The sequence below is a fragment of the Stagnimonas sp. FW305-C-60 genome (assembly GCF_058782965.1).
Genome location: NZ_JBYSYF010000002.1, coordinates 575,048 through 597,998, shown reverse-complemented (window position 1 = coordinate 597,998; position 22,951 = coordinate 575,048). Strand labels below are relative to the sequence as shown.

Genomic DNA, 22,951 nt, shown 5'->3' with positions numbered 1-22,951 from the left:
TATACTGCGCGCCCTTTCGAGGTGGCGGTCGCGATGGAACCCAACAAAATTCGAGAAGAGGTGATGGCTCTGCAGGCGCGTTTCGACGCCCTGCGGGGCTATCTTTGACTACGCTAATAAGAAGGACCGGCTGATCGAGGTCTGCGCCGAGCTGGAACGCGGCGACATCTGGAACAAGCCCGAGCTGGCCCAGGGCCTGGGCCGCGAGCGCGCCAAGCTGGAAGACATCATCCAGCCGCTGGACAAGGCCGAAGCCGGCTTGAAGGACGCGCTGGAACTGCTGGAGATGGCCGAGGCCGAGGGCGACGCCGGCACCATCAACGAGATCATCCATGACGTCGAGGGGCTGCAGAAGCTCGCCGACGAGATGGAGTTCAAGCGCATGTTCTCCGGCGAGATGGACAATTCCAACTGCTTCGTCGACATCCAGTCCGGAGCCGGTGGCACCGAGGGCCAGGACTGGGCCAGCATGCTCTTGCGCATGTATCTGAAGTGGGCCGACAGCAAGGGTTTCAAGACCGAACTCCTGGAGCAGTCCGACGGTGAAGTCGCCGGCATCAAGAGCGCCACCTTCTCGGTGAGCGGCCCCTATGCTTACGGCTGGCTGCGTACCGAGACCGGCGTGCACCGCCTGGTGCGCAAGAGTCCGTTCGACTCCGGCAACCGCCGCCATACCAGCTTTGCCGGCGTGTTCGTCAGCCCCGAGGTCGACGACAACATCGATATCGAGATCAATCCGGCCGACCTGGAAGTGGGCACCTACCGCTCCAGCGGCGCCGGTGGCCAGCACGTCAACAAGACCGAGTCGGCGATCCGCATCAAGCACGTCCCCAGCGGCATCGTCGTCTCCTGCCAGACCCAGCGCAGCCAGCATGCCAACCGCGACAACGCGATGAAGATGCTGAAGTCCAAGCTCTACGAAGTCGAGTTGCAGAAGCGCAACACCGAGAAGCAGCGGGTGGAGGACTCCAAGAGCGACATCGAATGGGGCAGCCAGATCCGCAGCTATGTGCTCGACCAGTCGCGGATCAAGGATCTGCGCACCGGGGTGGAAATCGCCGACACCGACAAGGTGCTCAACGGCTACCTCGATCCCTTCATTGAAGCCAGCCTCAAGCAGGGGCTGTAGAGCTTCCGCCTAGCCGAGTCGCACAGTCATGACCGAAGAGCACAAGCCGCAGGACGAGAATCAACTGATCGCGGTGCGCCGTGAAAAGCTGGAGGCCCTGCGCGCCGCCGGCAAGGCCTACCCCAACGGCTTTCGCCGCGACACCCTGGCCGAACACCTGCACGGCAGCTTCGGCGAATGCACCGCCGAGGCGCTGGACGCGCTCCCGGAGCGCTTTGCCATTGCCGGCCGCCTGATGCTCAAGCGCGTCATGGGCAAGGCCAGCTTCGGCACCCTGCAGGACTCCAGCGGCCGCATCCAGATCTTCTGCCAGATCAACACCCTGGGTGCGGAGAGCTATGAGCAGTTCAAGAGCGCCGACATCGGCGACATCCTGGGCGTGAAGGGCCGGGTGTTCCGCACCAAGACCGGCGAGCTGTCGGTCTGGGCGGAGTCGCTGGAACTCCTGACCAAGAACCTCCGGCCGCTGCCGGAGAAGTGGGCGGGCCTCACCGATACCGAGACCCGCTATCGCCAGCGCTACCTCGACCTCATCGTCAATCCCGAGGTCAAGACGGTGTTCGAGAAGCGCACCAAGATCGTTCGCTTCATCCGCAACTTCCTCGATACCCTGGGCTTCCAGGAAGTCGAGACGCCGATGCTGCAGCCGATCCCCGGCGGCGCCACCGCGCGGCCCTTCATCACCCACCACAATGCGCTGGACCGCGAGCTGTACATGCGCATCGCGCCGGAGCTGTACCTGAAGCGCCTGGTGGTCGGCCACTTCGAGAAGGTCTACGAGATCAACCGCAACTTCCGCAACGAGGGGCTCTCCACGCGTCACAACCCCGAGTTCACCATGCTGGAGTTCTATCAGGCCTACGCCGACTACCGCGACCTGATGGACCTGACCGAGAACCTGATCCGCGACTGCGCTCTCACCGTCAACGGTAGCGCCCAGCTCAGCTACCAGGGCCGGGACTACGACCTTGGCAAACCGTTCAACCGCTGGACCATGGCCGAGGCCGTGCTCAAGGCGAATCCCGAACTGGATGCCACGCGCCTGGGTGACGCCGACTACCTGCGTCCCATACTCAAGGCCAAGGGCGGCAATCCGCAGCCCGGCTATGGTGCCGGCAAGCTGCTCACCGAGCTGTTCGAAGCGACGGTGGAAGAGAACCTGCTCGACCCCACCTTCATCACCGAATATCCCACCGAGGTCTCGCCGCTGGCGCGCCGCAATGACGCCAACCCGGAGGTCACCGACCGCTTCGAGTTCTTCCTCGGCGGCCGCGAGGTGGCGAACGGCTTCAGCGAGTTGAACGACGCCGACGATCAGGCCGCGCGCTTCCACGCCCAGGCCGACGCCAAGACCGCCGGCGACGACGAGGCGATGTTCTTCGACGCCGACTACATCCGCGCCCTGGAGTACGGCCTGCCGCCGACCGCCGGCGAAGGCATCGGCATCGACCGCCTGGTGATGTTCCTCACCGACAGCGCCTCGATCCGCGATGTGTTGCTGTTTCCGGCCATGAGGCCGGAAAGCAATTAACCGATCCGGCCATGCGGCCGGAAACCCATTAATTGACCCGGCCAAGCCTCTGTGACCTTCCCTCCCCCGCAAGCGGGGGAGGGTCAGGGTGGGGGCGGTGGCGCTGGGACGCAGCAGCCGAGCTTTAGTCCGCTGACGATCTACGCGAAACCAGATCTGCCAGCCACTGCCCGACAAACATCGCCGGCACCAGCCAGAGCGCGCCACCACTGCCCTGGCTGAAGGCCACCAGCGCCGGCCCCGGGCAATAGCCGGCGATGCCCCAGCCCAGGCCGAACAGTCCGGCGCCAATGAGCAGTGGCGCGTCGATGCGGCCGCGCTCGGTTGCCGGCGCGCGCCCGGTTTTGCGCAGCCACCAGAAGCCGGGCACGGTGATCGCCAGCGCGCTGCCCATGACGAAGGCCAGCGAGGCGTCCCAGCCCGGCCCCAGATGCAGGAAGGCCAGCACCTTGCCGGGTTCGGCCATGCCGGAAATCACCAGGCCGGCGCCGAACAGCGCGCCAGCCAGCAGCGAGAGCAAGGGGGAAGGCGTGGTGTTGTCGTTGCTCACCGATGCACTCCGGCGGTCAGCAGGCTGGCGCTGAGTACGCCCATCGCCATGAATACCAGCACCGCCACCAGCGAGCGCAGCGACAGCCGGCCGAGGCCGCAGATGCCGTGGCCGCTGGTGCAGCCATTGCTCAGACGCGTGCCGAAGCCGACCAGCAGCCCCGAGACCAGCAGCCAGACCGGGGGCGTGTTCGCCGCCGGCGCACTGGGCGCGGCCGCCAGCGCCAACCAGCCGCCCGCCGCCAGGCCGGTCAGGAACAGCCAGCGCCAGGCGCGGTCCGGCCCCCAGAACGCGGCGTGAAAAATGTTGCTGATGCCGGCCAGGCGGCCAGACCTTGCGTAGAGCAGCAGGGCTGAAACACCGATCAGGGCACCGCCCACGGCGGCGTGCAGATAGTCGTGCATGAAAGCGACGCGAAGTTGAATTGACGGGATACCGGGTAGGGTATGGAATGCCGAGCATTCCAGCAAACGAGAGCGCCGTGTCCGACTGGCAAGACAGCAAGGCCCAGGTGCTGGCGCGCTTGAAGCGCGCAGAAGGCCAGGTGCGTGCGGTGGCCGCCATGGTCGAGCGCGAGGAGGACTGCGAGCGGGTCGCCCAGCAGCTGGCCGCCGCGCGCAAGGCGCTGGACCGCGCCTTCTACGATCTGATCGCCTGCATGCTGCGCCGCGAGCTGGCCGAGGCCGGCTTGGACGCGGCCCGGCTCGAGGGCGTCAAGCACCTGAGCGAACTGCTGGCGCGCTATGGCTGAGCTGCTGCCACTGCTGGGCATAGGTCTGTTTCTGGGTCTGGTGCTGGGCCTCACCGGCGCTGGCGGCGCGATTCTCGCCGTGCCGCTGCTGATGGCCGGGCTGGGCTGGAGCTTTCCCCTGGCCGCGTCAATGGCCTTGACCGCGGTGGCGGCCTCGGCGGCGGTGGGGGCCTGGTCGGGCTGGCGTCTGGGGCTGGTGCGTTACCGCGCGGCCTTCCTGATGGCCGCCGCCGGCCTGCTGTGCGCGCCCTTGGGGCTGTGGCTGGCGCAGCGCTGGCCGTATGCCGTGCTGGAACTGTTGTTTGCGCTGCTGATGGCGGTGGCGGCGGTCCGTCTGTACCGACAGACGCAGGAAGCCGAGGTCGCGCGCGGCGGCGTGCCGCTGCCGGCGCAGGAAAGTGCCGAGATGCTCTGCAAGCTCAATCCAGCCACCGGTCGCTTCAGCTGGACTTCGCCCTGCGCGGTAGCGCTGACCGCCACCGGCGCCTTTACCGGCCTGCTGTCCGGCCTGCTCGGCGTCGGCGGCGGCTTCGTGGTGGTGCCGGCGATGCGCCAGGTCACCGAGCTGTCGATGCACTCGGCAGTCGCTACCTCGCTGCTGTTCGTGGCTCTGGTCAGCGGCGGCGCGGTGGCGTGGTCGGCGGCGCACCACAACCTGCCGCCCTTCAGTCTGGTCTGGCCCTTCGTGCTGGCCGCGGTGCTTGGCATGCTCTTCGGGCGCCGGCTCGCGCCCGGTCTGGCCGGCCCTAAGCTGCAGCGCGGCTTTGCCGGCCTGATGCTGCTGGTTGCCCTGGGCATGGCCCTGTCCGCCCTGCGTTGAGGAGAACGCCGATGCTGTTTCGCCAGTTGTTCGATGCCGAGTCCTGTACCTACAGCTATCTGTTGGCCGATGGCCCTGGCGGCGAGGCCCTGATCATCGACCCGGTGCGTGAGCAGGCGGCGCAGTACATGCGCCTAATCGACCAGCTGGAGCTGCGCCTGGTGGTGGCGGTCGACACCCACACCCACGCCGACCACGTCACCGCCCTGGGCGTGTTGCGCGACGCCACCGCCTGCGTCACCCGCATGGGCGAGCAGAGCAAGGCCGAGTGCGTGAACGAGCGCTTCCGCGACGGCGAGATCCTGCGCGTCGGTGGCCTCTGCCTGCGCGCGCTGTACACGCCCGGCCACACCGACGAGTCCTACAGCCTGGTGATGGACGACCGCGTGTTCACCGGCGACGCCCTGCTGATCCGCGGCACCGGCCGCACTGATTTTCAGAACGGCGACAGCTACGCCGCCTACGACTCGCTGTTCAATAAGCTGCTGAAGCTGCCCGATGACACGCTGGTGTACCCCGGCCACGACTACAAGGGCTGGACGGTCTCCACCATCGGCGAGGAGCGGCGCTGGAACCCGCGCCTGCGGGTGCGCAGCGCCGAGGAATACGCGGCGCTGATGGCCAGCCTCAAGCTGCCAACGCCGAAGCTGATGGACGTCGCGGTGCCGGCCAATCTGGCCTGCGGGCGCATCGCCGGCTAGGGCTCCGGCTCCAGGAGCCGTGGCCCCGGACCCTGATCGCCCAGACGGTCCCAGGGATTACGCAGCGGGCAGTCCTTGAGCGAAAGGCAACCGCAGCCGATGCAGCCATCGAGCTGATCGCGCAACAGCTCCAGCCGGCGGATGCGCTCGTTGAGATCGGCCTTCCAGCGTGCCGACAGCTTGCGCCAGTCCTTCGCGGTCGGCGCCTTGTCTTGGGGCAGCACCGAGAGCGCCTGGTGGATGGCGGCGAGCGGCACGCCCAGGCGCTGTGCCGCCTTGATCACCGCCACCCGTCGCAGGATGCCGCGTGGGTAACGGCGCTGGTTGCCGGCGTTGCGAAAGCTCACGATCAGCCCCTTCGCCTCATAGAAGTGCAGGGCCGAAACCGCCACACCGCTGCGCTGCGCCAGCTCGCCGATGCTCAGGGGGCGGGCGAAATCCTCGGCCGTGATCGGTGGCATGAAAAAAGTTCTTGACCTTAAGTTAGGTTCAGGTTTTACCCTGCCTGCCGTTCAATCACAACGGAGGTGAGCGATGGGCAGCAATAGCAGGATCAAAGTGGCACTGATCTATGGCAGCACGCGCGAGAGCTGCTTCTGCGACACCGTCGCCGGCTGGGTGGCCGAGCAGGTCTGGAAGCATGAAACCTATGCCGTCGACCCGATCGACCCAAGCCGGCTGGCGGACGCGGATGCGGCGGAGCGGCTCGCGCGCGCCGATGCGCTGATTCTGGTGGTGCCAGGAGAAGGGCACGACGATTCGGACGGTCTGCAAGCCGGCATCGCCCTGCTGGACCTCTACTGGGGTGCCAAGCCGGTGGCCTTCGTCAGTTTCGGCGGCGCCAGTGGCGGCCTGCCCGCTGTGGAACCCTTGCGGCAGCGGTTTGCCGAGCGCGGCGCGAAGCTGGTTGGCGAGACCCTGAGCTTTGCCAATGCCTGGGAGCAGTTCGATGCCCGCGGCTATCTGCGCCGGCCCGACGCGGCCGAGCGCGCGATGGCGCGGCTGCTCAGTGAGCTGCGGGCAGTGACGACATCGCTGTCGTCTGCGCCGCCAAGGCCCGTCGTCTGGGAGGCTGCCGCATGAACAGCGCATCCAGCCAGCCGTACACGCTCATCAACCAGTTCACGATCAGACCGGGCCAGTTGCCGGAATTCCTGCGCGTGCAGCGCGAGGGCCTGGAGGCCATGCGCGGAAAGGTGCCCGGCCTGCTCGGCGGCCGCCTGTACGGCAACGCCGAGCGCGGCAGCGCGCTGATGGTCTCGGTGTTCGAGAGTGAGGCCGCGTTTCAGCGGTTTCTGGCCAGCCCGATCTTCACCACCCATCGCAGCCGCCTCGCGCCGCTGCTGGAAAAGACCGATCCCAGCGCCTACCAGTTGGCGTATGCGAATGGGGTGATTTGAGCCAGGTGGTTTATGGCCGCTTGTTCGCACTTCTTGCTAGTTGCCGCGGAGCGGCATCAATCTGGCTCCTCCGCAATACGCTAAGGGCCGGCAGACTCGTCTCCATGCCGTTCTCGCGCCCCTGACCCCAGATCGCCGGAGTAATACAGCCGTCGCTCACCGCAGTGACAAACCCGGGTGGCTGTCTACTGTGAGAATATGCTGGTCCAATCGGCGAGGCAGAGATATTGGGCCTGCGTCTGGCTGGCACCGGAGGCGATATGAAAATTGTGAACGGCGCTAGGCTGCTTGCGTTCATGGCGATACTTCTTGCCGTGGGCTGTTCGGACGGGGACAGAAGTACCCTCTCGATAACGCCACCACCGGGACCACCCGCGGCTCCTGCATTTGAAGTGACCGCAGGCTTTCGTACGGCCACCGTCGAACGCGGCAGCGTCGAGGGGGCCACGGCGTACAACTTGTATTACGGTCCTGCGGCGGGGCTCAGCCCAGCCAACTACGCCGCGCTTGGCGGCAGGCGAGTGGCCGACGTCCCGGCGAGCGCGCCGCTCACCGTGCCGTTCGCCGGCCGCTATTACTTCGTCATGACCAGCGTCGCCGACGGCGTCGAAGGCGCGCCCAGTGCCGAGCAATCCTCGCTGATTGCCGGGCCGGTGGTCAGCAAGCTGTCGGATACCCCCGTGCATGGCGTTTCGAGCGGAGGGCGCTTGCTGCGCTTCGGCGACTCGCTGCTGGATTTGGTGAGCGGCGCGATATCGCCTGCGGGTGTGCTGCCGGCCGGCGCCAGCTTTTCCGACGACGGGCAATGGTATGCGGATCAGGGCACCGGCCCCTGTCGCGACGATCTCGAGGAGATCGGCGCGGTGGCGCTGCTACGCTCGACCGCCGGCGCATCGTTTGCCGCCCCCGGGCATATCGGCCTGGAAGGCGATTGCGTGACTGCGGTAGAAGTCCGGGTGAGCGCCGACGGAGAGCACCTGTTCTACGTCCCCAACTGGTGCTGCCGTTCGCCGGGCGGTGGCGGGCCGGAAGGGCAGGGTCTGTTCCGCTTCGACAGGGCAACCGCTACCGAGGTGCCGATCCCGTCGGGTGCTGCGGCCTACGACGGGGTGGCGGTCTCGGCGGACGGTGACGTGATCCTGCGCTGGAGCTCCTGGACCACCGGCGGCGCTCAGGTGACCCGGCAGTCGGACGGCCTCACCATCAGCGTGACCACGGCGGGGGTGCGCCCAGGCTGGGTCGCGGCGAGCGGAGCCGCAGTGATCATCGGCAAGAGCCGGCACAGCGGCGCCGCCGATCCGGATTACTTCAATCTGCAAACCTCCAGCTCGCGGATCATCGGCAGCGGGCCACTGTCGCCTAGCGGGCGCTTCGTTCTCGTCGGTGATCGCGTGTACGACGCCACTACCGGCGAGTTCCAGCTGGTGCAAGGCTGCGGCGGCGAGTCACTGCCTGGGGCCGTGGTCACCGACGACTCCACCGTGTTCGTCGACAGCGCGGCGCCGGTGATCTGCGGCGAAACCAGCGGCGGTAGCTATCGCATCGGTCCGATGTTCGATCTGCCGGAGATGTGAGGGCTTGGTCGAGGGGGGCGGCTGCTGGCCCCCTCCTTGAGCGAGGTGTCTAGCTGCTGTGGAAAGGCAACGGCTTGTGCGCCAATTTAGCGGGTGAGGTTTAGCCCGCGTGGCACGCGGTCACCGCAGCGTCGGTACGTTGCACTTTCCCCTTGCTGCCTGCCGTCCATGGAAACGGGGGTAGAACCCGGCTCGTATCCGCTGCTTGCGCCACATTCTGCAGGCGGAGAAATCTTGCGTCCACCGCACCGATTGATCTCCGCCAGCCCGCCGTTACAAGACCGCAATCGGCAGGTTCAGGCTGGTGTCGTCCAGGCTCGCCAGCAGCTCGGCCTGGCGCAGCGCCTTCGGCAGTTCGTGGCGGATGAAGTAGCGGCAGGCCCAGCGCTTGCCCTCGTAAAAATCCCGGTCGACGGCGCTCGCGGTGGTGGCCAGTGCCTGGGTTGCCAGCGTGGCCTGTTGCAGCCAGATCCAGCCGATCACGGTGTGGCCCAGCATCTCCAGATAGAGATGGGCATTGGCGAGGAAGAGATCAACCTTGCCCTGCGCCGCCGCCGCGCCCAGGGTCATGGTGGTGCGGGTGGCGGCGTCGATGGCCTTGGCGAGCGCGGCGGCGTATTCGGCGAGCGCGGCGTCGCCGCTGGCCTGGGCGCTGGCGATGCTGGCCTGCATCTTCGCCAGCAGCAGCTTGAACGCCGCGCCGTTCTGCATCATCACCTTGCGGCCCAAAAGGTCCAGGCCCTGGATGCCGTTGGTGCCCTCGTGGATGGGGTTCAGGCGGTTGTCGCGGTACAGCCGCTCCACCGGATAGTCGCGGGTGTAGCCATAGCCGCCGAGCACCTGGATGGCGAGCTTGTTGGCTTCCAGGCAGAACTCGCTGGGCCAGGCTTTGGCGATGGGGGTGAGGATCTCCAGCAGCAGATGGACGTCGGCCTTTGCTTTCGGGTCGGGGTTGGCCATCTCTTCATCGACCAGGCGGGCGCAGTAGAAGCACAGCGCCAGGCCGCCTTCGACATAGGCCTTCTGCTGCAACAGCATGCGCCGCACATCGCTGTGCTCGATGATGGCGACCGGCTTGGCTTCCGGATTCTTGTTGCTGACCGGACGGCCCTGCAGGCGGGTCTTGGCGTAATCGAGGCTGTAGCGGTAGCCGGCGGAGGCGAGGGCGGCGGCGCTCAGGCCGACGCCGATGCGGGCCTCGTTCATCATGTGGAACATGCAGGCCAGGCCCTGGCCGGGGGCGCCGACCAGCTCGCCCTGGCAGTCGCCGCGTTCGCCGAAATTGAGCGCGGTGTTGGTGGTGCCGCGATAGCCCATCTTGTGGTTGAGGCCGAGCAGGCGCACGCCGTTGCGCTCGCCGTGGCTACCGTCGTCGTTGACCCGGAACTTGGGCACGATGAACAGCGAGATGCCCTTGACCCCGGCCGGCGCGCCGTCGATGCGCGCCAGCACCAGGTGCACGATGTTCTCGCTGAGTTCGTGCTCGCCGCCGCTGATCCACATCTTGCTGCCGCTGATGTCGTAGCGGCCGTCGGCGCGCGGCGTGGCGCGGGACTTGATGTCGCCCAGGCTGGAGCCGGCCTGCGGCTCCGACAGGCACATGGTGCCGAAGTAGCGGCCGGACAGCATCGGCGCCATGTAGCGCCGCCTTTGCTCGGGGGTGCCGTGCGCGCGCAGCAGGTTGGCGGCGGCACCGGTCAGGAACAGATAACCGCTGGTGCCGATGTTGGCGGCGGTGAACAGCGAGCTGAGCGCCTGGAAGATCGTATAGGGCAGTTGCAGGCCGCCGTGCTCGCTGTCGAAGGCGGTGCTCAGGAAGCCGCCCTCGATATAGGCATCCAGCGCCGCCTTCACCTCGGGGATGATGTGCACGCGTTCGCCGTCGAAGTGCGGCTCGTTGGCGTCGATCTTCGCCGCGTGCGGCAGGAATTGCTCTTCCGCCAGGGTGCTTGCGGCGTCGATCACGCCGTCGTAGGTGGCGCGGTCCTGGCCGGCGTAGCGCGGGTAGTCGCTGAGCTTCTCCACCTGCAGGAATTCGTGCAGCAGGAAATCAAGATCGCGGCGTTGGATCAGTTCGGGCATGGCGGGGTTCTAGTTGGTGGTGGCTCCTCGCCAACAGACTAGCAGCCCCGCCCAGCCGACAGCCTCCTCCGCAGCGAAGGAGGCCGCGCTGCATTAACGGTTGAGCGTGCGCTCCCACATCTGCAGATAGCCTTCGGCGGAGTTGTACAGCGCGTCCAGCGCTTCCTTGCCGCCTTCCAGGCGCACCTCTTCCACGAAGTCGGCCACCAGGCCGTAGTGCGCCATGCCCTCGGCGTTGATGTCGAAGGCGCGCTCGCCGCTGACCTGCTCATCGAAGGTCACCGGCGCGACCTTGGCGAACTGCGGGCCCCAGTCGCTGCCCTTAAACAGGGTGAAGGGGTAGCTCACCGGCACCGCCTCGCTGCCACGCGGGTTGGCCTGCGAGCCCATGCCATTGGTGTCGGCGCCGTAGCCGAGCGCGAACAGGTACTGGTCGCTCTTGATCGGCTTGAGGCGCTCGAGCATTTCCACGTGCTGACGGCCATTGCCCTTGTAGGGGTAGATCAGGCCGCCGCCGGCGAGGATGCGCTGCGCCTGCGTCATGCTGATGCCGCCGTGGCCGCCGTGGGTGGAAACCAGCGGATACACCGGCGTCTGCGCCTCGGCGAGGTCGAGCAGCTGGTTCTTGATCTTCAGTTCCAGATGATCGACCTCGATGATCATCTTCTTTTCCATCATCTTCTTGAACGCGTACTCGCCGAGATTGGTCATGCTCCGCGAATTGCATTGCAGCTTGCTGGAGTTGTAGAGCGGCACCGCGCCGTTGAGGATGGGCAGCAGCAGGGCGGTGAGCGGATCGTTGCCCAGGCCCGGCACCGTGGTCATGATCGCGCCGGCGCCGTAGAGGTAGTCGTCTTCCGGGCAGTCGTAGGTGCCCCAGAACTTGCCGGTGTCGGCGAAGTTGCCGATGTTGAGGATGGCGCCGTCGAAGATGCCGTTGCCGCCCAAGGCATTGTCGAACTCGTGGATCGGGAACATCTGCCGCACGCCCAGTTCGTAGAGCCGGTCCATCTGCTCGTCGATGTCGGCCTCGGTGCAGCCGCTGACTTCGGTGAGGTTGGCGAGGTAGCGGACGTTGCAGTTGAACAGGTGCGAGATCTCGATGCCCAGCACCACCGCCATCTTGCCCTCGTTGATCACCTTGCGGGCTTCCTCGGGGCTGGTGACGATGCGGTACCAGCCCTTGCCGGGGCCGCCTTCCTGGGCGTCGATGTAGTCCTGCAAATTGCGCATGAAGGCGGCCTGCGAGACCGCGTTTTCCATCTCGTTGCAGTTGGTCGGCAGGCCCAGCTGGCTGACCGAGGCGAGCGTGCACAGCACCTGGTTTTCCACCAGGTTGTTGACCATCAGCCGCAGGCCAGCCTTCCAGGCGCGCTCCACCCACTTGTAGTACATGGCCTCGTGGGTCAGCGAGTGCGCTGCCGGCCAGTCGATGAAGCTCGGCCAGCCGATGTTGTCGTGAGTGGCGTCCGGCGTGCCGGCGTAGAGATTGCCGACCAGATCGAGGCGCCCGTCGGGGCCGTGCCTGGCCTGGCAGTTGCCGACCGCATCCTCGACACCGAAGCGCGAGTAGGGGTAGCCGTAGTGCGCGCCGCCGAGGAAATCGGTGGCGGAGATGTGCACGTGCACGTCGGCGAAGCCCAGTACCGGTTGGTCCTCGCCACTGCCCTTGAAGGTCTCGCCAAGGGTGTTGGTACTGACTTCGGGGAACTCGCTGCAGCCTTCCACCCATTCAAAGTCGAACTTGGCGGTATCACCGGCGCTGGTGGCCAGGCTCAGGCTGCCGTCGGTGCCGGTGCTCAGGTAGCCGGCTTCGGAGGCGGAATACAGCGTGTAGCCCTGAGCAAGATCGCCGTCGATGGACCAGTCGATGGGCTCGGCCAGGGCGGTGCTGGTGGTCACCGCGCCGCCGTCGCCGGTCAGGAAGGAGCGATCCTTGCCGTAGATCATGTACTTGCCGAGCGCAGTCGGCTTGAGGAAGAACGGCTCGGCGGCCTTGGCGCTGGCGGCGCTCATCGCATAGCCGCTGCCACTGCGCGCGCACCAGCTCCGGGTGGCGCGCGCCTGTAGCGCCCAGCAGCCGTTGGCGAGGTCGTAGCGGGTCTTGGCGGTGGGCACCACCGGAGTGGTGGCGCCACCATCGCCGCTCGGTTGTTCGGAGCTGCCGCAGGCGACCAGCAAGGCGCCGAGCAGCAGCGAGGAAACCACGAGGGAATAGCGGCGCATCCAGACTCTCCTGACCTAAGCAAGCCGGTGCCGGGCATGACAATCGAGCCGGCATTTTTGTGGCCGACATGCTAGTGACATATTTGCGTTCGCACCTATGGTAAAAACGCCTTCGCAAAATTTCCCGCAGAGAACCTGACGACCATGCTGAGAGCCCTGGTAAGTGTCGCTGTCGCCTTGCTGTTGCTGGTCGGCTTGTTCTGGCTGTTCAAGCCTGCGACTCCGCCCGCGGTGGTCGCCACGGCGCCGTTGCCCGCGCCGGTGGTGGCTACTGAAGTTGCCGCCCCGGCCCCATTGCCGCCCGTCGCACACTTTGCGCTGGAGGTCGCTGACGGCAAGCTCAAGGGCGAGGCGCGGAGCCTGAGCCTGACGCAGGGTTCGACGGTGGAGTTGCGCCTGCTCAGCGACCGCACCGGCGAGCTGCATCTGCACGGCTACGATCTGGAACTGCCGGTGAAAGCTGGCGAGCCGGCGCTGCTGAGCTTCAGTGCCGACCACGCCGGCCGCTTCGAGCTGGAACTGCACAGCAAGGCGGGGCATGTCGATCTCGGCGCGCTGGAGGTCCAGCCGCAGTGAGTCGGAGCGGCCGCGCGGGCGGTCCTGCTTACCGCGGCAGGGCCGTGGTGACTGGCGCCGCCGATTCGGAGGGGGCGCTGATCGCGGCCTCGTGGGCGGCGGCCAGTTTTTTCCACTCGCTCAGCGCGCGGCCGTAGAGGCGCAGATCGCAGTCGGCGCAACCGCCGCCGCAGCAGTCGTAGTTCTGGGGCGGCTGGGGCTTGGGCGGCAGGGCAGGCGGATTCACCCGCGCAGTTTATCGGTTGCGATGGCGCTCAGGCACGGGCGCGGTCGCCGCGCTGCTCCGGCACCGCGTTGGGTAGCACGTCCGGCAAGGTCTTGAGCGTGGCGCCGCCTTCGGGCGGGAACAGGCCGTAGATCGCCGGCAGCAGCCGCACCTGCGCGCCCGGCACCAGGGCGGCGGTCAGCGGGTCCAGGTGCGAGAGCTCGACATCGACGCGGGCTCCGTCGTGCGCCAGCGCAGCACCAGCGCGCACGATGGGGCCGGTGCGCTGCACCGCGACGATGCGCGCCGCCAGGCCGGGGCTGGTCGGCTCCACCAGGCGCAGGTCATGCGGACGCACGTAGACATCGACCGCGCCGGAGAGCGCGCTGTCGGTCGCGAGGCTCAGGCCGTTGATCCTGAGCTTGCCGCCCTGCACCTCGCCGCGGAAGCGGTTGACGCTGCCGAGAAAGTCGAACACGAAGGGTGTGGCCGGCTGCTCGTACACCTCGGCCGTGGTGCCGACCTGCTCGATGCGGCCGCGGTTCATCACTACCACCCGGTCGGCGAGTTCCAGTGCCTCTTCCTGGTCGTGGGTGACGAACACGGTGGTGACGCCGGTCTTGTCGTGCAGTTCGCGCAGCCAGCGGCGCAGATCCTTGCGCACCTTGGCGTCGAGCGCGCCGAAGGGTTCGTCGAGCAGCAAAACGCGCGGCTCGATGGCGAGCGCGCGCGCCAGGGCGACACGCTGCTTCTGGCCGCCGGAGAGCTGGGCCGGGTAGCGCTTGCCCAGGCCCGAGAGCTGCACCAGTTCGAGCAGCTCCTGCGCGCGCTGGCGGATTGCCGCCTTGGTCGGCTTGTCCTGGCCCTTGCGCACCGACAGGCCGAAGCCGATGTTGTCCTCGACGGTCATGTGCTTGAACAGCGCGTAGTGCTGAAACACGAAGCCGACGCGGCGCTCCTGCACCGAGAGATGGGTGGCGTCACTGGCGCCGAACCTGATCTGGCCGGAGTCGATCGGCTCCAGGCCGGCGAGCGCGCGCAACAGGGTGGTCTTGCCGGAGCCGGAAGGGCCGAGCAGGGCGATCAGCTCGCCGCTGGCGATGTCGAGATCGACGCCCGCCAGAGCCGGAAAGGCGGCGAAGGTTTTGCGGACATTGCGGATCGAGATTTCCATTGATTGCGGATTGCGGATTGCGGATTGCGGATTGCGGATTGCGAAAGGATCAGTGGCGGTGCGCAGCGGCAAGCTGATCGGCGTAGCGCCATTCGAGGAAAGTCTTGAGGGCGAGCGTCACCAGCGCCAGGCCGGCGAGCAGCGAGGCAACCGCAAAGGCGGCGGCGAAGGCGTACTCGTTGTAGAGAATCTCGATGTGCAGCGGCAGGGTGTTGGTCTGGCCGCGGATGTGGCCGGACACCACGCTCACCGCGCCGAATTCGCCGAAGGCGCGGGCATTGCACAGCAGCACGCCGTAGAGCAGGCCCCATTTGATGTTGGGTAGGGTCACGCTCCAGAAGGTGCGGAAGCCGCCGGCGCCCAGGGTCAGTGCCGCCTGCTCGTCGTCGGTGCCCTGTTCCTGCATCAGCGGGATCAGTTCGCGGGCGATGAAGGGAAAGGTCACAAAGACCGTCGCTAGCGCGATGCCGGGCACCGCGAAGATCACCTTGATGTCGTGCGCGGCGAACCAGGGGCCGGCCCAGCCCTGGGCGCCGAAGATCAGCACATAGACCAGGCCGGCGACCACCGGTGAGACCGAGAACGGCAGGTCGATCAGCGAGATCAACAACTGCTTGCCGCGGAACTCGAACTTGGCGATGCACCAGGCGGCGGCGACGCCGAACCCCAGGTTGAGCGGTACCGCGATCAGTGCGGCGATCAGCGTCAGCCGGATCGCTGCCATCGCGTCCGGCTCGCGGAGCGCGCTCAGGTAGGTGCCCCAGCCGTCGCGCAGGGCCTCGGTGAACACCGACAGCAGCGGCAGCAGCAGGAACAGGCTGAGAAAGGCCAGCGCCAGTGCGACCAGCAGCCAGCGCACCCAGGCCGGCTCGGTGATCGCAGAGTTCTTGCGGACCAGCGGGCCGGTGCCGAATTCGGAGGGCAGCTGGGGCGGGTCTTGCAGCGAATGGTCGCGGGGTTCGCTCATCGGGTGCGGCTCCGTCGTGTCCAGGCCTGGAACAGGTTGATCGCCAGCAGCAGCATGAAGGACAGCGTCAGCATCGCCGCCGCGATGGCGGTGGCGCCGGCGTAGTCGAATTCCTCCAGCTTGATGATGATCAGCAGCGGCGTGATCTCCGAGACCATCGGGATGTTGCCGGCGATGAAGATGATTGAGCCGTACTCGCCGACCGCGCGCGCGAAGGCTAGCGCGAAGCCGGTCAGCAGCGCCGGCCAGACGCTGGGCAGGATCACCCGGGTGATGGTGATCCAGCGGCCGGCGCCGAGGGTTGCGGCGGCCTCCTCCAGTTCCTTCTCGGCCTCCGCTAGCACCGGCTCGACGGTGCGTACCACGAAGGGCAGGCCGATGAAGGTCATCGCCACTACCACGCCCAGGGGGTGGTAGGCGATCTGGATGCCTAGCGGCTCCAGGTGCCGGCCGATCCAGCCATTGCCGGCGTAGAGCGCGGTGAGCGCGATGCCGGCCACCGCGGTGGGCAGGGCGAAGGGCAGATCAATGAAGGCGTCGAACAGGCGCTTTCCGGGAAACCGGTAGCGCACGAACACCCAGGCCACCAGGAGGCCGAACACGGCGTTGAAGATCGCCGCGATCAGCGCCGCGCCGAAGCTGAGCTTGAGCGAGGCCAGCACCCGTGCCGAGCCCAGGGTGTGCAAAAGGCCATCCCAGCCCAGGCCGGCGGCCTTGAAGTAAACGCCGGCCAAGGGGATCAGCACGATCAGCGACAGATAGCTGAGCGTGATGCCCAGGGTGAGGCCGAAGCCCGGGATGGCGCGGCGCTGCGATCGGCTGCGGAGACTCACGGAAGATGATGGTGCGGGTACAGGTTCGATGGACATTGTCCGGCCTCTCGTACCGTGGACAAGGGATTGGCGCGCATCGGTCTATCGATATGCCGAAGGCGGTTGGTGCTGCGCGGCGCGATCCACTGGCTCCGCCTAGAAATCCCAGTTCAGGCGCAGCCCGTAGGTGAGCGGCGGCGCCAGGCTGTAGTTGGGGCCGAAGTCGGTGGCGATCAGGCCCTGGGTGTACTGGCTGTCGCCGAGGTTGCGGCCGAAGGCGGTGAGCCGCAGTTGCCAGGGCTGGTAGAGATAGCTCAGACGCGCGCCGTAGAGCGTGTAGGCGGGTTGCTCGAAGCGCGGATCGTTGGAGGCGGCGTAGTAGTAGCCGCTGTTGCGGTAGACATCGCCGCCGGCTTCCAGCCGGCCGCCCGGCACGCTCCAGCTCTTCGACAGGCTGGCGGTGCCGGTGTAGCGCGGCGTGCGCACGGTGCGGTTGCCGCTGTAGTCGTTGTTGGAGGAGAAGGCGCCGGTCAGGGTCAGGGGATTGTCGTCTTCCGGGTCGAAGCCGGAGCCGTTCTGGTAGTCGTCGTAGCGGCCATCGAGCAGGGCGGCTCCCAGGCTCAGCACCAGCCGGTCGAAATACGACGGCAGGATCTTCAGACGCAGGTCGGCATCCAGGCCGCGCACGCTCGCTGCCTTGGCGTTTTCGAACGACACCGCGCCGCCCTGGAACAGCGAAATGAACTGCACCTGCAGGTTCTCGATGTCGTAGTGGAAGGCGGCCAGGTTGAATTGCAGATTGCCGTCGAACAGCGTGGTCTTGATGCCGGCCTCGTAGGCCTTGAGCTCCTCCGGCAGCACATAGGCGGGGGGCAGGTAGAGCGCGACGGCGTTGTAGGTGGCCGACTTGATGGCCTCCTGGTAGCTCACATAGAACAGGGTGTCGTGGAACGGCCGCAGCTCCAGCGTCGCCTTCGGCTTGAAGCTGTTGGTGGTGCTGCGGTTGGGCACCCGGTTGCCGTCGGCATCGCGCGGGCCGATCTGGGTCCAGTCGAACAGGGTCTGGAAGCCGCCGTCGGAGAGGTAGAGGCCGGAGTCCGACTTCAAGAGGCTGCGGTCCTCGTGCTGGTAGCGGCCGCCGGCGGTGAGCGCCAGCCAGTCGGTGAAGTGAAAGGTTCCCTGGAAGAAGCCGGCGCTGGACTCGGTGCCGATCAGCGCGTGGAAGGCGACATCGCCATTGGGGATGCTCAAGTTGATCGCGTCGAGCAGATCCAGCAGGCCCTGGGGCAGGGAGATGCCGCCGGGGCGGGTGTCGCCGAGGTCGAGGCCGGCCAGCTGCAGCGCCGCCGGGTCGAAGCCCTGCTCGCTCTTGAAGTAGTAGCCGCCGACGATCCACTGGAAGCGATCCGACAGCCAGCTGCCGTCGTTGCTGACCAGCTGTAGCTCCGAGGACTGCACGCGCGCGTAGTTGCGCTTCTGGTCGAAGGCGGCAATCGACTGCGGCGAGCCGTCGAAGTCGTAGGCGAACTTCGATTCCGCGCGCTGATGGCTGCCCAGCACTTTCAGGTCGAACCAGGGTGCCTGATAGCTCGCCTGGCCGTAGCCGACCTCGCTGTTGAAGCGCAGCAGCGAGGGCTCGCTGAGCGCGCCTTGATAGCCGGTCTGCGGCTGGATGCAGATCGGAGTCTGGATGCCGAGCGGGCACTCGAACAGCTGCGAGGGATCGGTGTTGAGCTGAAACACCGAGCCGGCGCCGCGCTGGATCAGCTTGAGGATCGCCAGGTTGATGTCGAGCTTGGCTATGGGCTGCACGCGCAGCTTGATGCGACCGCCACGCGAGAACTCGCGCGGCAGCGGCTCGCCGTTGGCGGTTCCCTGGTAGTAGTTGTCGGCACGGTTGTCGTAGCCGGAGAAGCTCAGCGCCAGGCTGCGGGTGAGCGGGATGTTCTGGTGCAGGCGCAGGCGGCGGGTGTCGCGGTTGCCGTAGACCAGTTCCAGCGAGGTATCGGCCTCGTCGAAGTCGGGATTGCGGGTGTAGACGCTGATCGCGCCGCCGACTGCGTTGCGGCCGAACAGGGTGCCCTGCGGGCCCTTCAAGACCTCGACCCGTTCCACCGCGCCGAAGTCCTGGTCCAGGCTCTGGGCGAAGGGAAAATAGATGCCGTCCACATAGGACGCCACGCTGGGATCGCCCATCAGGAAGGCATCGGTGCCGATGCCACGCAGATAGAGCGTTGAGAACTGCGCGACGGAATTGACATCCAGCCCCGGCACCGCCTGCTGCAGACCGGCCTGGTTGCTGATGTTGAGATTGTCCAAGGCCTTCTGGTTGAAGGCCTGCACCGAGAGCGGCACGTCCTGCGCGTTCTGCTCGCGCTTCTGGGCGGTGACCACCACGGCATCGAGCAGCGCCGGGCTGGCTTCCTTGGCCTCGGGTGCCGCGGCTTCCGGCAGCGCCTGTACCGGGATGCTGGCCACTGCTGGCGATTCCGTCGCGGCCTCCGCCGTAGCGGATTCCTGCGCCAGCAGCAGTGGCGTCCAAAGGCTAAGCAGGGCGCCGGTGATGAGGCTTGGCCGGAACAGCTTTGGGCGGGTTGTGGTGGTCATGCCGGATCTTCCTGGCCGGTTTTGGTCTTCCACTCGGCGGCGAAGGCCGGGTTGAGATCCTTGTAGACGCTCAAGGCGAGGTCGTAGGAGGCATCCAGCAGCGGCGCGGTCGCCAGCGCGGCGCCGAAGCTCAGGCTGGTGGTCAGGATCAGCAGGGGTTTCAGCAGGGTTTCTGGCGATGCGCATGGGGTGATGCCGAAGCTGTGAATCCCGGCGGGCGCGCATCATGCGTTGGTCGTCGTGCCGGGTGTACATGGAAGACGCTGAAGTTCTATCGATATGCCGGTGTGGCGAATCAATCAGCCGAAGTTGAGTCGGTCTGCCGGATAGCTGCGCTGTTGCGGCTGCGGTGGGCCGGCTAGCGGCAAGTGGCTGCGGTCGATCCAGCGGGTGTTGGATAGCCAGAGGCCGTCGAACTCGGCGCCGTGGGCGCGGTTGAGAATCGCCAGGCCGCTGTTCTTGGCGTCCAGCAGCACCACCTTGTTCTCCGGCTTGAGGCCCAGCTCCAGCAGTTGCAGAAAGGCTTCGTCGGCGAGCAGACCGGAATAGCGGCCGTGCAGCGGGCGCAACAGGTCGTTGACCAGATGCCAGGTGTCGGAGCGGCCAGCCACCCGGCTGCCCAAGGGCAGGGTGCCGTTGTGCATCAGGTACAGGCCGTCGGCGATTTTGAACGGATGCACGTTGACGCGATCATTGTTGCCGCGGGTGCGCTGGCGCAGATGCAGCACCAGATCGCCCTCGGGATGCGCCGCCAGCGTCTTGCGGATCGCCGTCGCATCGGTCTCGGCATGGCGCTCGATGATCAACCGGCCCTTGGCGTCGAAGCCCATCAGGCCCCAGCCATCGGCATTGAGGCGCAGTGAGGCTTCCAGCAGATCGGCCGGGATGTGGGCGTCGCGCGGCTTGTGGACGATCACGCACATGGAAAGCACTCCTGGTGTGGCCTATTCGTCGAGCTTGGCAACCAGCACGTCGGCGGCCTTGAACAGCGCCAGTGCCGAGTCGCCCACTTGCAGGCCCAGGCGCTTGACCGAGCTGGTGGTGATCACCGCGCCGATGACGCCGGCGCTGGTTTCGATCTCCACCTCGCTCATGACGTCGCCACGCAGGATGCTGATGACGGTGCCTTTGAACTGGTTGCGGGTATTGACGCGGGTGAGGCTCATGGTTGGCTACGGCGGTCTGCGAAAAAGAAGCGGGGGTGAGGAGAGGCCGCTCGGCGAGCACTGCTCGCCGCCGCTCCTAACGCCCGGCCAGGGATGGCCGGGCCGGGGTTGGATCAGTGCGATGAAGTCGCGCCAGGGACGGCAGTAATTAAAAAATGGGGGCAGTTCATGCCCCCAAGTGCAACCCCCAGAAAAAAGCGGGGTGGAGGAGAGTGCTGTGGCGCCTTACTTGGCGGCACCGGTGATCTGGTCGAACACGCCGCCGTCACCGAAGTGCGTGCTCTGCGCCTTGGCCCAGCTGCCGAACACGCTGTCTAGCGTGAACAGCGGCAGCTTGGGGAAGCGCGCCACGTCGGCCGGGTCGGCGAGCTCGGGCTTGCGCGGCCGGTAGTAGTGCTTGGCGGCAAGCTTCTGGCCGGTTGGCGAGTACAGGAAGTTGAGATAGGCCTCGGCCTCCTTGCGGGTGCCGTGCTTGCTCACATTCTTGTCAACCAGGGTCACCGGCGGCTCGGCGAGGATCGACAGGCTGGGCGCGACGATGTCGAACTTGTCCGGCCCGAGTTCGTTGATGCTCAGGAAGGCTTCGTTCTCCCAGGCCAGCAGCACGTCACCGATGCCGCGCTGGACGAAGGTGGTGGTCGAGCCGCGCGCGCCGGTGTCGAGCACGGGCACGTTCTTGAACAGCTTGGTGACGAAGTCCTTGGCGGTCGCCTCGCTGCCGCCCGGCTGCTTAAGCGCCCAGCCCCAGGCCGCGAGATAGTTCCAGCGCGCGCCGCCCGAGGTCTTCGGGTTGGGGGTGATGACCTTGACGCCCGGCTTGATCAGATCGCCCCAGTCCTTGATGCCCTTGGGGTTGCCCTTGCGCACCAGGAAGACGATGGTGGAGGTGTAGGGCGTGCTGTTGTCGGGCAGGCGCTTCTGCCAGTCCTTGGGTAGCAGCGCGCCTTTCTCGGCGATGTTGTCGATGTCATAGGCGAGGGCGAGGGTGACGATGTCGGCCTCGAGGCCGTCGATGACCGCGCGCGCCTGCTTGCCGGAGCCGCCGTGGCTGGTCTTGATGTCCAGGCTGCCGCCGGTCTTGGCCTTCCAGTCGGCGGCGAAGGCGCTGTTGAATTCCTTGTAGAACTCGCGCGTGGGGTCGTAGCTGACGTTCAGCAGTTCCTTGGCGGAAACGGCGGCGGAGGCCAGCAGAGCAGCCGCGGTGGCGACGGCGGTGAGGGTGGTGCGGAAACGGTTCATGGCAATGGCTACTCGGTCGTCGGGCGGCTTAGTACTGGATGGTCAGGCGGGTAAACAGCGCCTTCTCGGTGTTGCGGTCGGCGCCGGCGGCGGCACCGCCTTCGAAGCGGGTCTCGTTGTAGTCGGAGGTCAGCTTGGCGTTCTGTGTTAGGTACCAGTTGACGCCCAGGCCGTAGCTGTCGGCCTGCTTGGCGGAGACATCCGGGTTGGCGAGGCGGGTGGCGGAGGTGCCGACGAAGGCGTCGTCGTCGATGCTCAGGTTGCCGACGCGGGCGACCAGTTCCACAGCGCCGAAGCCGTCACCGCCGATGGCGTAGGGTTTGCTGGGCTTCACGCCCTTGAAGCTGGCGTCCTCACCGGTCAGCACATAGCTGGCGGTGACCGAATAGGCGCTGTTGCTGAGCGATTGCTCGGCGCCGCCGTTGGTGCGGGCGATGGTCTGCTCGGAGGCCACGTACTCGGCCAGCAGGCCGAAGCTGTTGCGGTAGAAATAGGCTTGCGGCGCGTAGCGGTTGTGGCTGCCAGTGGCCCAGTAGCCGGTGGCGCCGGCGGTTTCACCGTAGTTGAAGAACACGTTCTGGCCGGGGGTGCGGTAGCGCGGCAGCAGGTTGGCGCCGGTGCCGTCCTTGACGCCGGTGCTGCCGGCAATGCCGAAGCCCAGGCCCTTGAGGAAGCCGTAATCGTTCTTGAACGGCTCGACGAACAGGCGGCCCTCGTATTCCTTCAGGCCATCGTCGGCGGAAGCCACATCGCGGCCGTCGGCGGTGCCATTGAACACGCCGACGGTGTAGCTGACGGTGCCCTGCGCCAGCTCACCGAACAGCGCGACGCCGAGGTCGCGGTTGGGGACCAGCTCGGTGGGGAAGCCGCGTTCGATCAGCTCGATGCTGCCGCCGGACTGCAGGCGCTCCAGGCCGACCGGGCCCTTCTGCTTGCCGACGCGCAGCGAGGCGGCCTTGGCGAACTTCAGGTCGAAGTAGGCGTCGACAATGCTGCTGGAGTCGCCGAAGCCGGAGCCGGCGAATTCCGGCGTGAAGCGGAAGGCCACCAGCTTGCCCAGGCTGCCCTGGATGGTCGGGCGCAGGCGGCGGGCCTGGAAGCCGTCGCGGAAGGCGCTGTCGTCACCGATGAAGTAGCGGCCGTCGATCTGGGCGACACCGCTGAACTTGATCTCGTAGTCGCCCTTGGCGTTCTTCAGCGAGAAGCCTTTCTCGCTGGCGGTCACTACCGGGGCGTCCTTGGCCTTGGCGGCGGCTTCCTCGCTCTGGATTTCCAGTTTGCGCTCGAGCACCAGCAGGCGCTGTTCCAGCTCCTCCACGCGGGCGGCGTCGGCCGAGTCCGGAGCGGCGGCATGGGCGGTGGCGGCGAAGGTGGAAAAGGCCAGCAGGCTGATCAGGCTGCGGGTGGGGGGGGACAGACGTGACATCGGGGCGGTTCCTCA

At 66.7% G+C, this 22,951-nt stretch carries 22 protein-coding genes and 1 pseudogene; 9 read left to right on the top strand and 14 right to left on the bottom strand.

Annotated features, from left to right (window positions below):
• The first annotated feature begins 33 nt into the window (after nt 1-33).
• Together prfB and lysS are read left to right on the top strand one after the other, a co-directional pair.
• Nucleotides 34-1,129 (top strand): peptide chain release factor 2 gene (prfB, locus tag AC3WT6_RS09675; protein ID WP_492653366.1). Its coding sequence is split into 2 segments (ribosomal slippage): nt 34-105 and nt 107-1,129, totalling 1,095 coding nucleotides; the frame shifts between segments, so codons are not numbered across the junction.
• A gap of 28 nt (nt 1,130-1,157) precedes the next feature.
• Nucleotides 1,158-2,660, top strand: a complete 1,503-nt coding sequence (gene lysS, locus AC3WT6_RS09670) for a lysine--tRNA ligase (RefSeq protein ID WP_492653365.1) — start codon at nt 1,158-1,160, stop codon at nt 2,658-2,660.
• 124 nt (nt 2,661-2,784) lie between these two features.
• Here the strand turns inward: lysS and AC3WT6_RS09665 are convergent, their stop codons facing one another.
• Together AC3WT6_RS09665 and AC3WT6_RS09660 are read right to left on the bottom strand one after the other, a co-directional pair.
• Nucleotides 2,785-3,210 carry a DUF6691 family protein gene (locus AC3WT6_RS09665; protein WP_492653364.1) on the bottom strand — a complete coding sequence of 142 codons (426 nt, stop codon included), beginning with the start codon at nt 3,208-3,210 and terminating at the stop codon, nt 2,785-2,787.
• Complete coding sequence (locus tag AC3WT6_RS09660; RefSeq protein ID WP_492653363.1) at nt 3,207-3,680, bottom strand: YeeE/YedE family protein; 474 nt, start codon at nt 3,678-3,680, stop codon at nt 3,207-3,209. Before AC3WT6_RS09660 ends, AC3WT6_RS09665 begins: the two co-directional genes overlap by 4 nt.
• An 11-nt stretch (nt 3,681-3,691) precedes the next feature.
• On the opposite strand from AC3WT6_RS09660, the gene AC3WT6_RS09655 reads away from it, so the two are divergent.
• From AC3WT6_RS09655 to AC3WT6_RS09645, 3 genes and pseudogenes are all read left to right on the top strand, one after another.
• On the top strand, nt 3,692-3,961 hold the full coding sequence (locus tag AC3WT6_RS09655; RefSeq protein ID WP_492653362.1) for a metal-sensitive transcriptional regulator: 270 nt from the start codon (nt 3,692-3,694) through the stop codon (nt 3,959-3,961).
• On the top strand, nt 3,954-4,781 hold the full coding sequence (locus AC3WT6_RS09650; protein WP_492653361.1) for a sulfite exporter TauE/SafE family protein: 828 nt from the start codon (nt 3,954-3,956) through the stop codon (nt 4,779-4,781). The genes AC3WT6_RS09655 and AC3WT6_RS09650 overlap by 8 nt, the downstream gene beginning before the upstream one ends.
• Nucleotides 4,782-4,792: 11 nt before the next feature.
• Nucleotides 4,793-5,467: pseudogene (locus tag AC3WT6_RS09645) on the top strand (MBL fold metallo-hydrolase); the annotation flags it as partial.
• 11 nt (nt 5,468-5,478) lie between these two features.
• Here AC3WT6_RS09645 and soxR read toward each other — a convergent pair.
• On the bottom strand, nt 5,479-5,943 hold the full coding sequence (gene soxR / locus AC3WT6_RS09640) for a redox-sensitive transcriptional activator SoxR (RefSeq protein WP_492653360.1): 465 nt from the start codon (nt 5,941-5,943) through the stop codon (nt 5,479-5,481).
• A gap of 73 nt (nt 5,944-6,016) precedes the next feature.
• Here soxR and AC3WT6_RS09635 point away from each other — a divergent pair, with 73 nt between their 5' ends.
• The 3 genes from AC3WT6_RS09635 to AC3WT6_RS09625 all read left to right on the top strand — a co-directional run bounded on the left by AC3WT6_RS09635 (nt 6,017) and on the right by AC3WT6_RS09625 (nt 8,456).
• Nucleotides 6,017-6,565: an NADPH-dependent FMN reductase gene (locus AC3WT6_RS09635; protein WP_492653359.1), complete on the top strand. Its 549-nt coding sequence runs from the start codon at nt 6,017-6,019 to the stop codon at nt 6,563-6,565.
• Nucleotides 6,562-6,882 carry a putative quinol monooxygenase gene (locus AC3WT6_RS09630; protein WP_492653358.1) on the top strand — a complete coding sequence of 107 codons (321 nt, stop codon included), beginning with the start codon at nt 6,562-6,564 and terminating at the stop codon, nt 6,880-6,882. The genes AC3WT6_RS09635 and AC3WT6_RS09630 overlap by 4 nt, the downstream gene beginning before the upstream one ends.
• A gap of 392 nt (nt 6,883-7,274) precedes the next feature.
• On the top strand, nt 7,275-8,456 hold the full coding sequence (locus AC3WT6_RS09625; RefSeq protein WP_492653357.1) for a hypothetical protein: 1,182 nt from the start codon (nt 7,275-7,277) through the stop codon (nt 8,454-8,456).
• A 273-nt stretch (nt 8,457-8,729) separates the two neighbouring features.
• On the opposite strand, the gene AC3WT6_RS09620 is transcribed toward AC3WT6_RS09625, so the two are convergent.
• Entirely contained in the window at nt 8,730-10,538 is a 1,809-nt protein-coding gene (locus AC3WT6_RS09620) for an acyl-CoA dehydrogenase (RefSeq protein ID WP_492653356.1), read from the bottom strand.
• A 93-nt stretch (nt 10,539-10,631) separates the two neighbouring features.
• Nucleotides 10,632-12,764, bottom strand: coding sequence for a peptidase M19 (locus AC3WT6_RS09615; RefSeq protein ID WP_492653355.1), 2,133 nt, complete (start codon nt 12,762-12,764; stop codon nt 10,632-10,634).
• Between the two features lie 144 nt (nt 12,765-12,908).
• On the opposite strand from AC3WT6_RS09615, the gene AC3WT6_RS09610 reads away from it, so the two are divergent.
• A complete protein-coding gene (locus AC3WT6_RS09610) occupies nt 12,909-13,340 on the top strand; it encodes a hypothetical protein (RefSeq protein ID WP_492653354.1) in 432 nt (143 codons plus the stop codon).
• Between the two features lie 28 nt (nt 13,341-13,368).
• Here AC3WT6_RS09610 and AC3WT6_RS09605 read toward each other — a convergent pair whose 3' ends face one another.
• From AC3WT6_RS09605 to AC3WT6_RS09565, 9 genes are all read right to left on the bottom strand, one after another.
• Nucleotides 13,369-13,566 (bottom strand): oxidoreductase-like domain-containing protein, encoded by a 198-nt coding sequence (locus tag AC3WT6_RS09605; RefSeq protein WP_492653353.1) that lies wholly within the window; start codon nt 13,564-13,566, stop codon nt 13,369-13,371.
• Between the two features lie 28 nt (nt 13,567-13,594).
• A complete protein-coding gene (locus AC3WT6_RS09600; protein WP_492653352.1) occupies nt 13,595-14,719 on the bottom strand; it encodes a sulfate/molybdate ABC transporter ATP-binding protein in 1,125 nt (374 codons plus the stop codon).
• Nucleotides 14,720-14,768: 49 nt separating this feature from the next.
• Nucleotides 14,769-15,686 (bottom strand): sulfate ABC transporter permease subunit CysW, encoded by a 918-nt coding sequence (gene cysW, locus AC3WT6_RS09595; RefSeq protein WP_492653351.1) that lies wholly within the window; start codon nt 15,684-15,686, stop codon nt 14,769-14,771.
• Nucleotides 15,683-16,555, bottom strand: coding sequence for a sulfate ABC transporter permease subunit CysT (gene cysT, locus AC3WT6_RS09590; protein WP_492653350.1), 873 nt, complete (start codon nt 16,553-16,555; stop codon nt 15,683-15,685). The genes cysW and cysT overlap by 4 nt, the downstream gene beginning before the upstream one ends.
• Before the next feature lie 99 nt (nt 16,556-16,654).
• Nucleotides 16,655-19,105 (bottom strand): TonB-dependent receptor, encoded by a 2,451-nt coding sequence (locus AC3WT6_RS09585; protein ID WP_492653349.1) that lies wholly within the window; start codon nt 19,103-19,105, stop codon nt 16,655-16,657.
• A 299-nt stretch (nt 19,106-19,404) separates the two neighbouring features.
• A complete protein-coding gene (locus AC3WT6_RS09580) occupies nt 19,405-20,028 on the bottom strand; it encodes a class II glutamine amidotransferase (protein ID WP_492653348.1) in 624 nt (207 codons plus the stop codon).
• Between the two features lie 21 nt (nt 20,029-20,049).
• Nucleotides 20,050-20,271 carry a TOBE domain-containing protein gene (locus tag AC3WT6_RS09575; protein WP_123212988.1) on the bottom strand — a complete coding sequence of 74 codons (222 nt, stop codon included), beginning with the start codon at nt 20,269-20,271 and terminating at the stop codon, nt 20,050-20,052.
• 225 nt (nt 20,272-20,496) lie between these two features.
• A complete protein-coding gene (locus AC3WT6_RS09570; RefSeq protein WP_492653347.1) occupies nt 20,497-21,510 on the bottom strand; it encodes a sulfate ABC transporter substrate-binding protein in 1,014 nt (337 codons plus the stop codon).
• 28 nt (nt 21,511-21,538) lie between these two features.
• On the bottom strand, nt 21,539-22,936 hold the full coding sequence (locus AC3WT6_RS09565; RefSeq protein WP_492653346.1) for an OprO/OprP family phosphate-selective porin: 1,398 nt from the start codon (nt 22,934-22,936) through the stop codon (nt 21,539-21,541).
• Nucleotides 22,937-22,951: the final 15 nt, after the last annotated feature.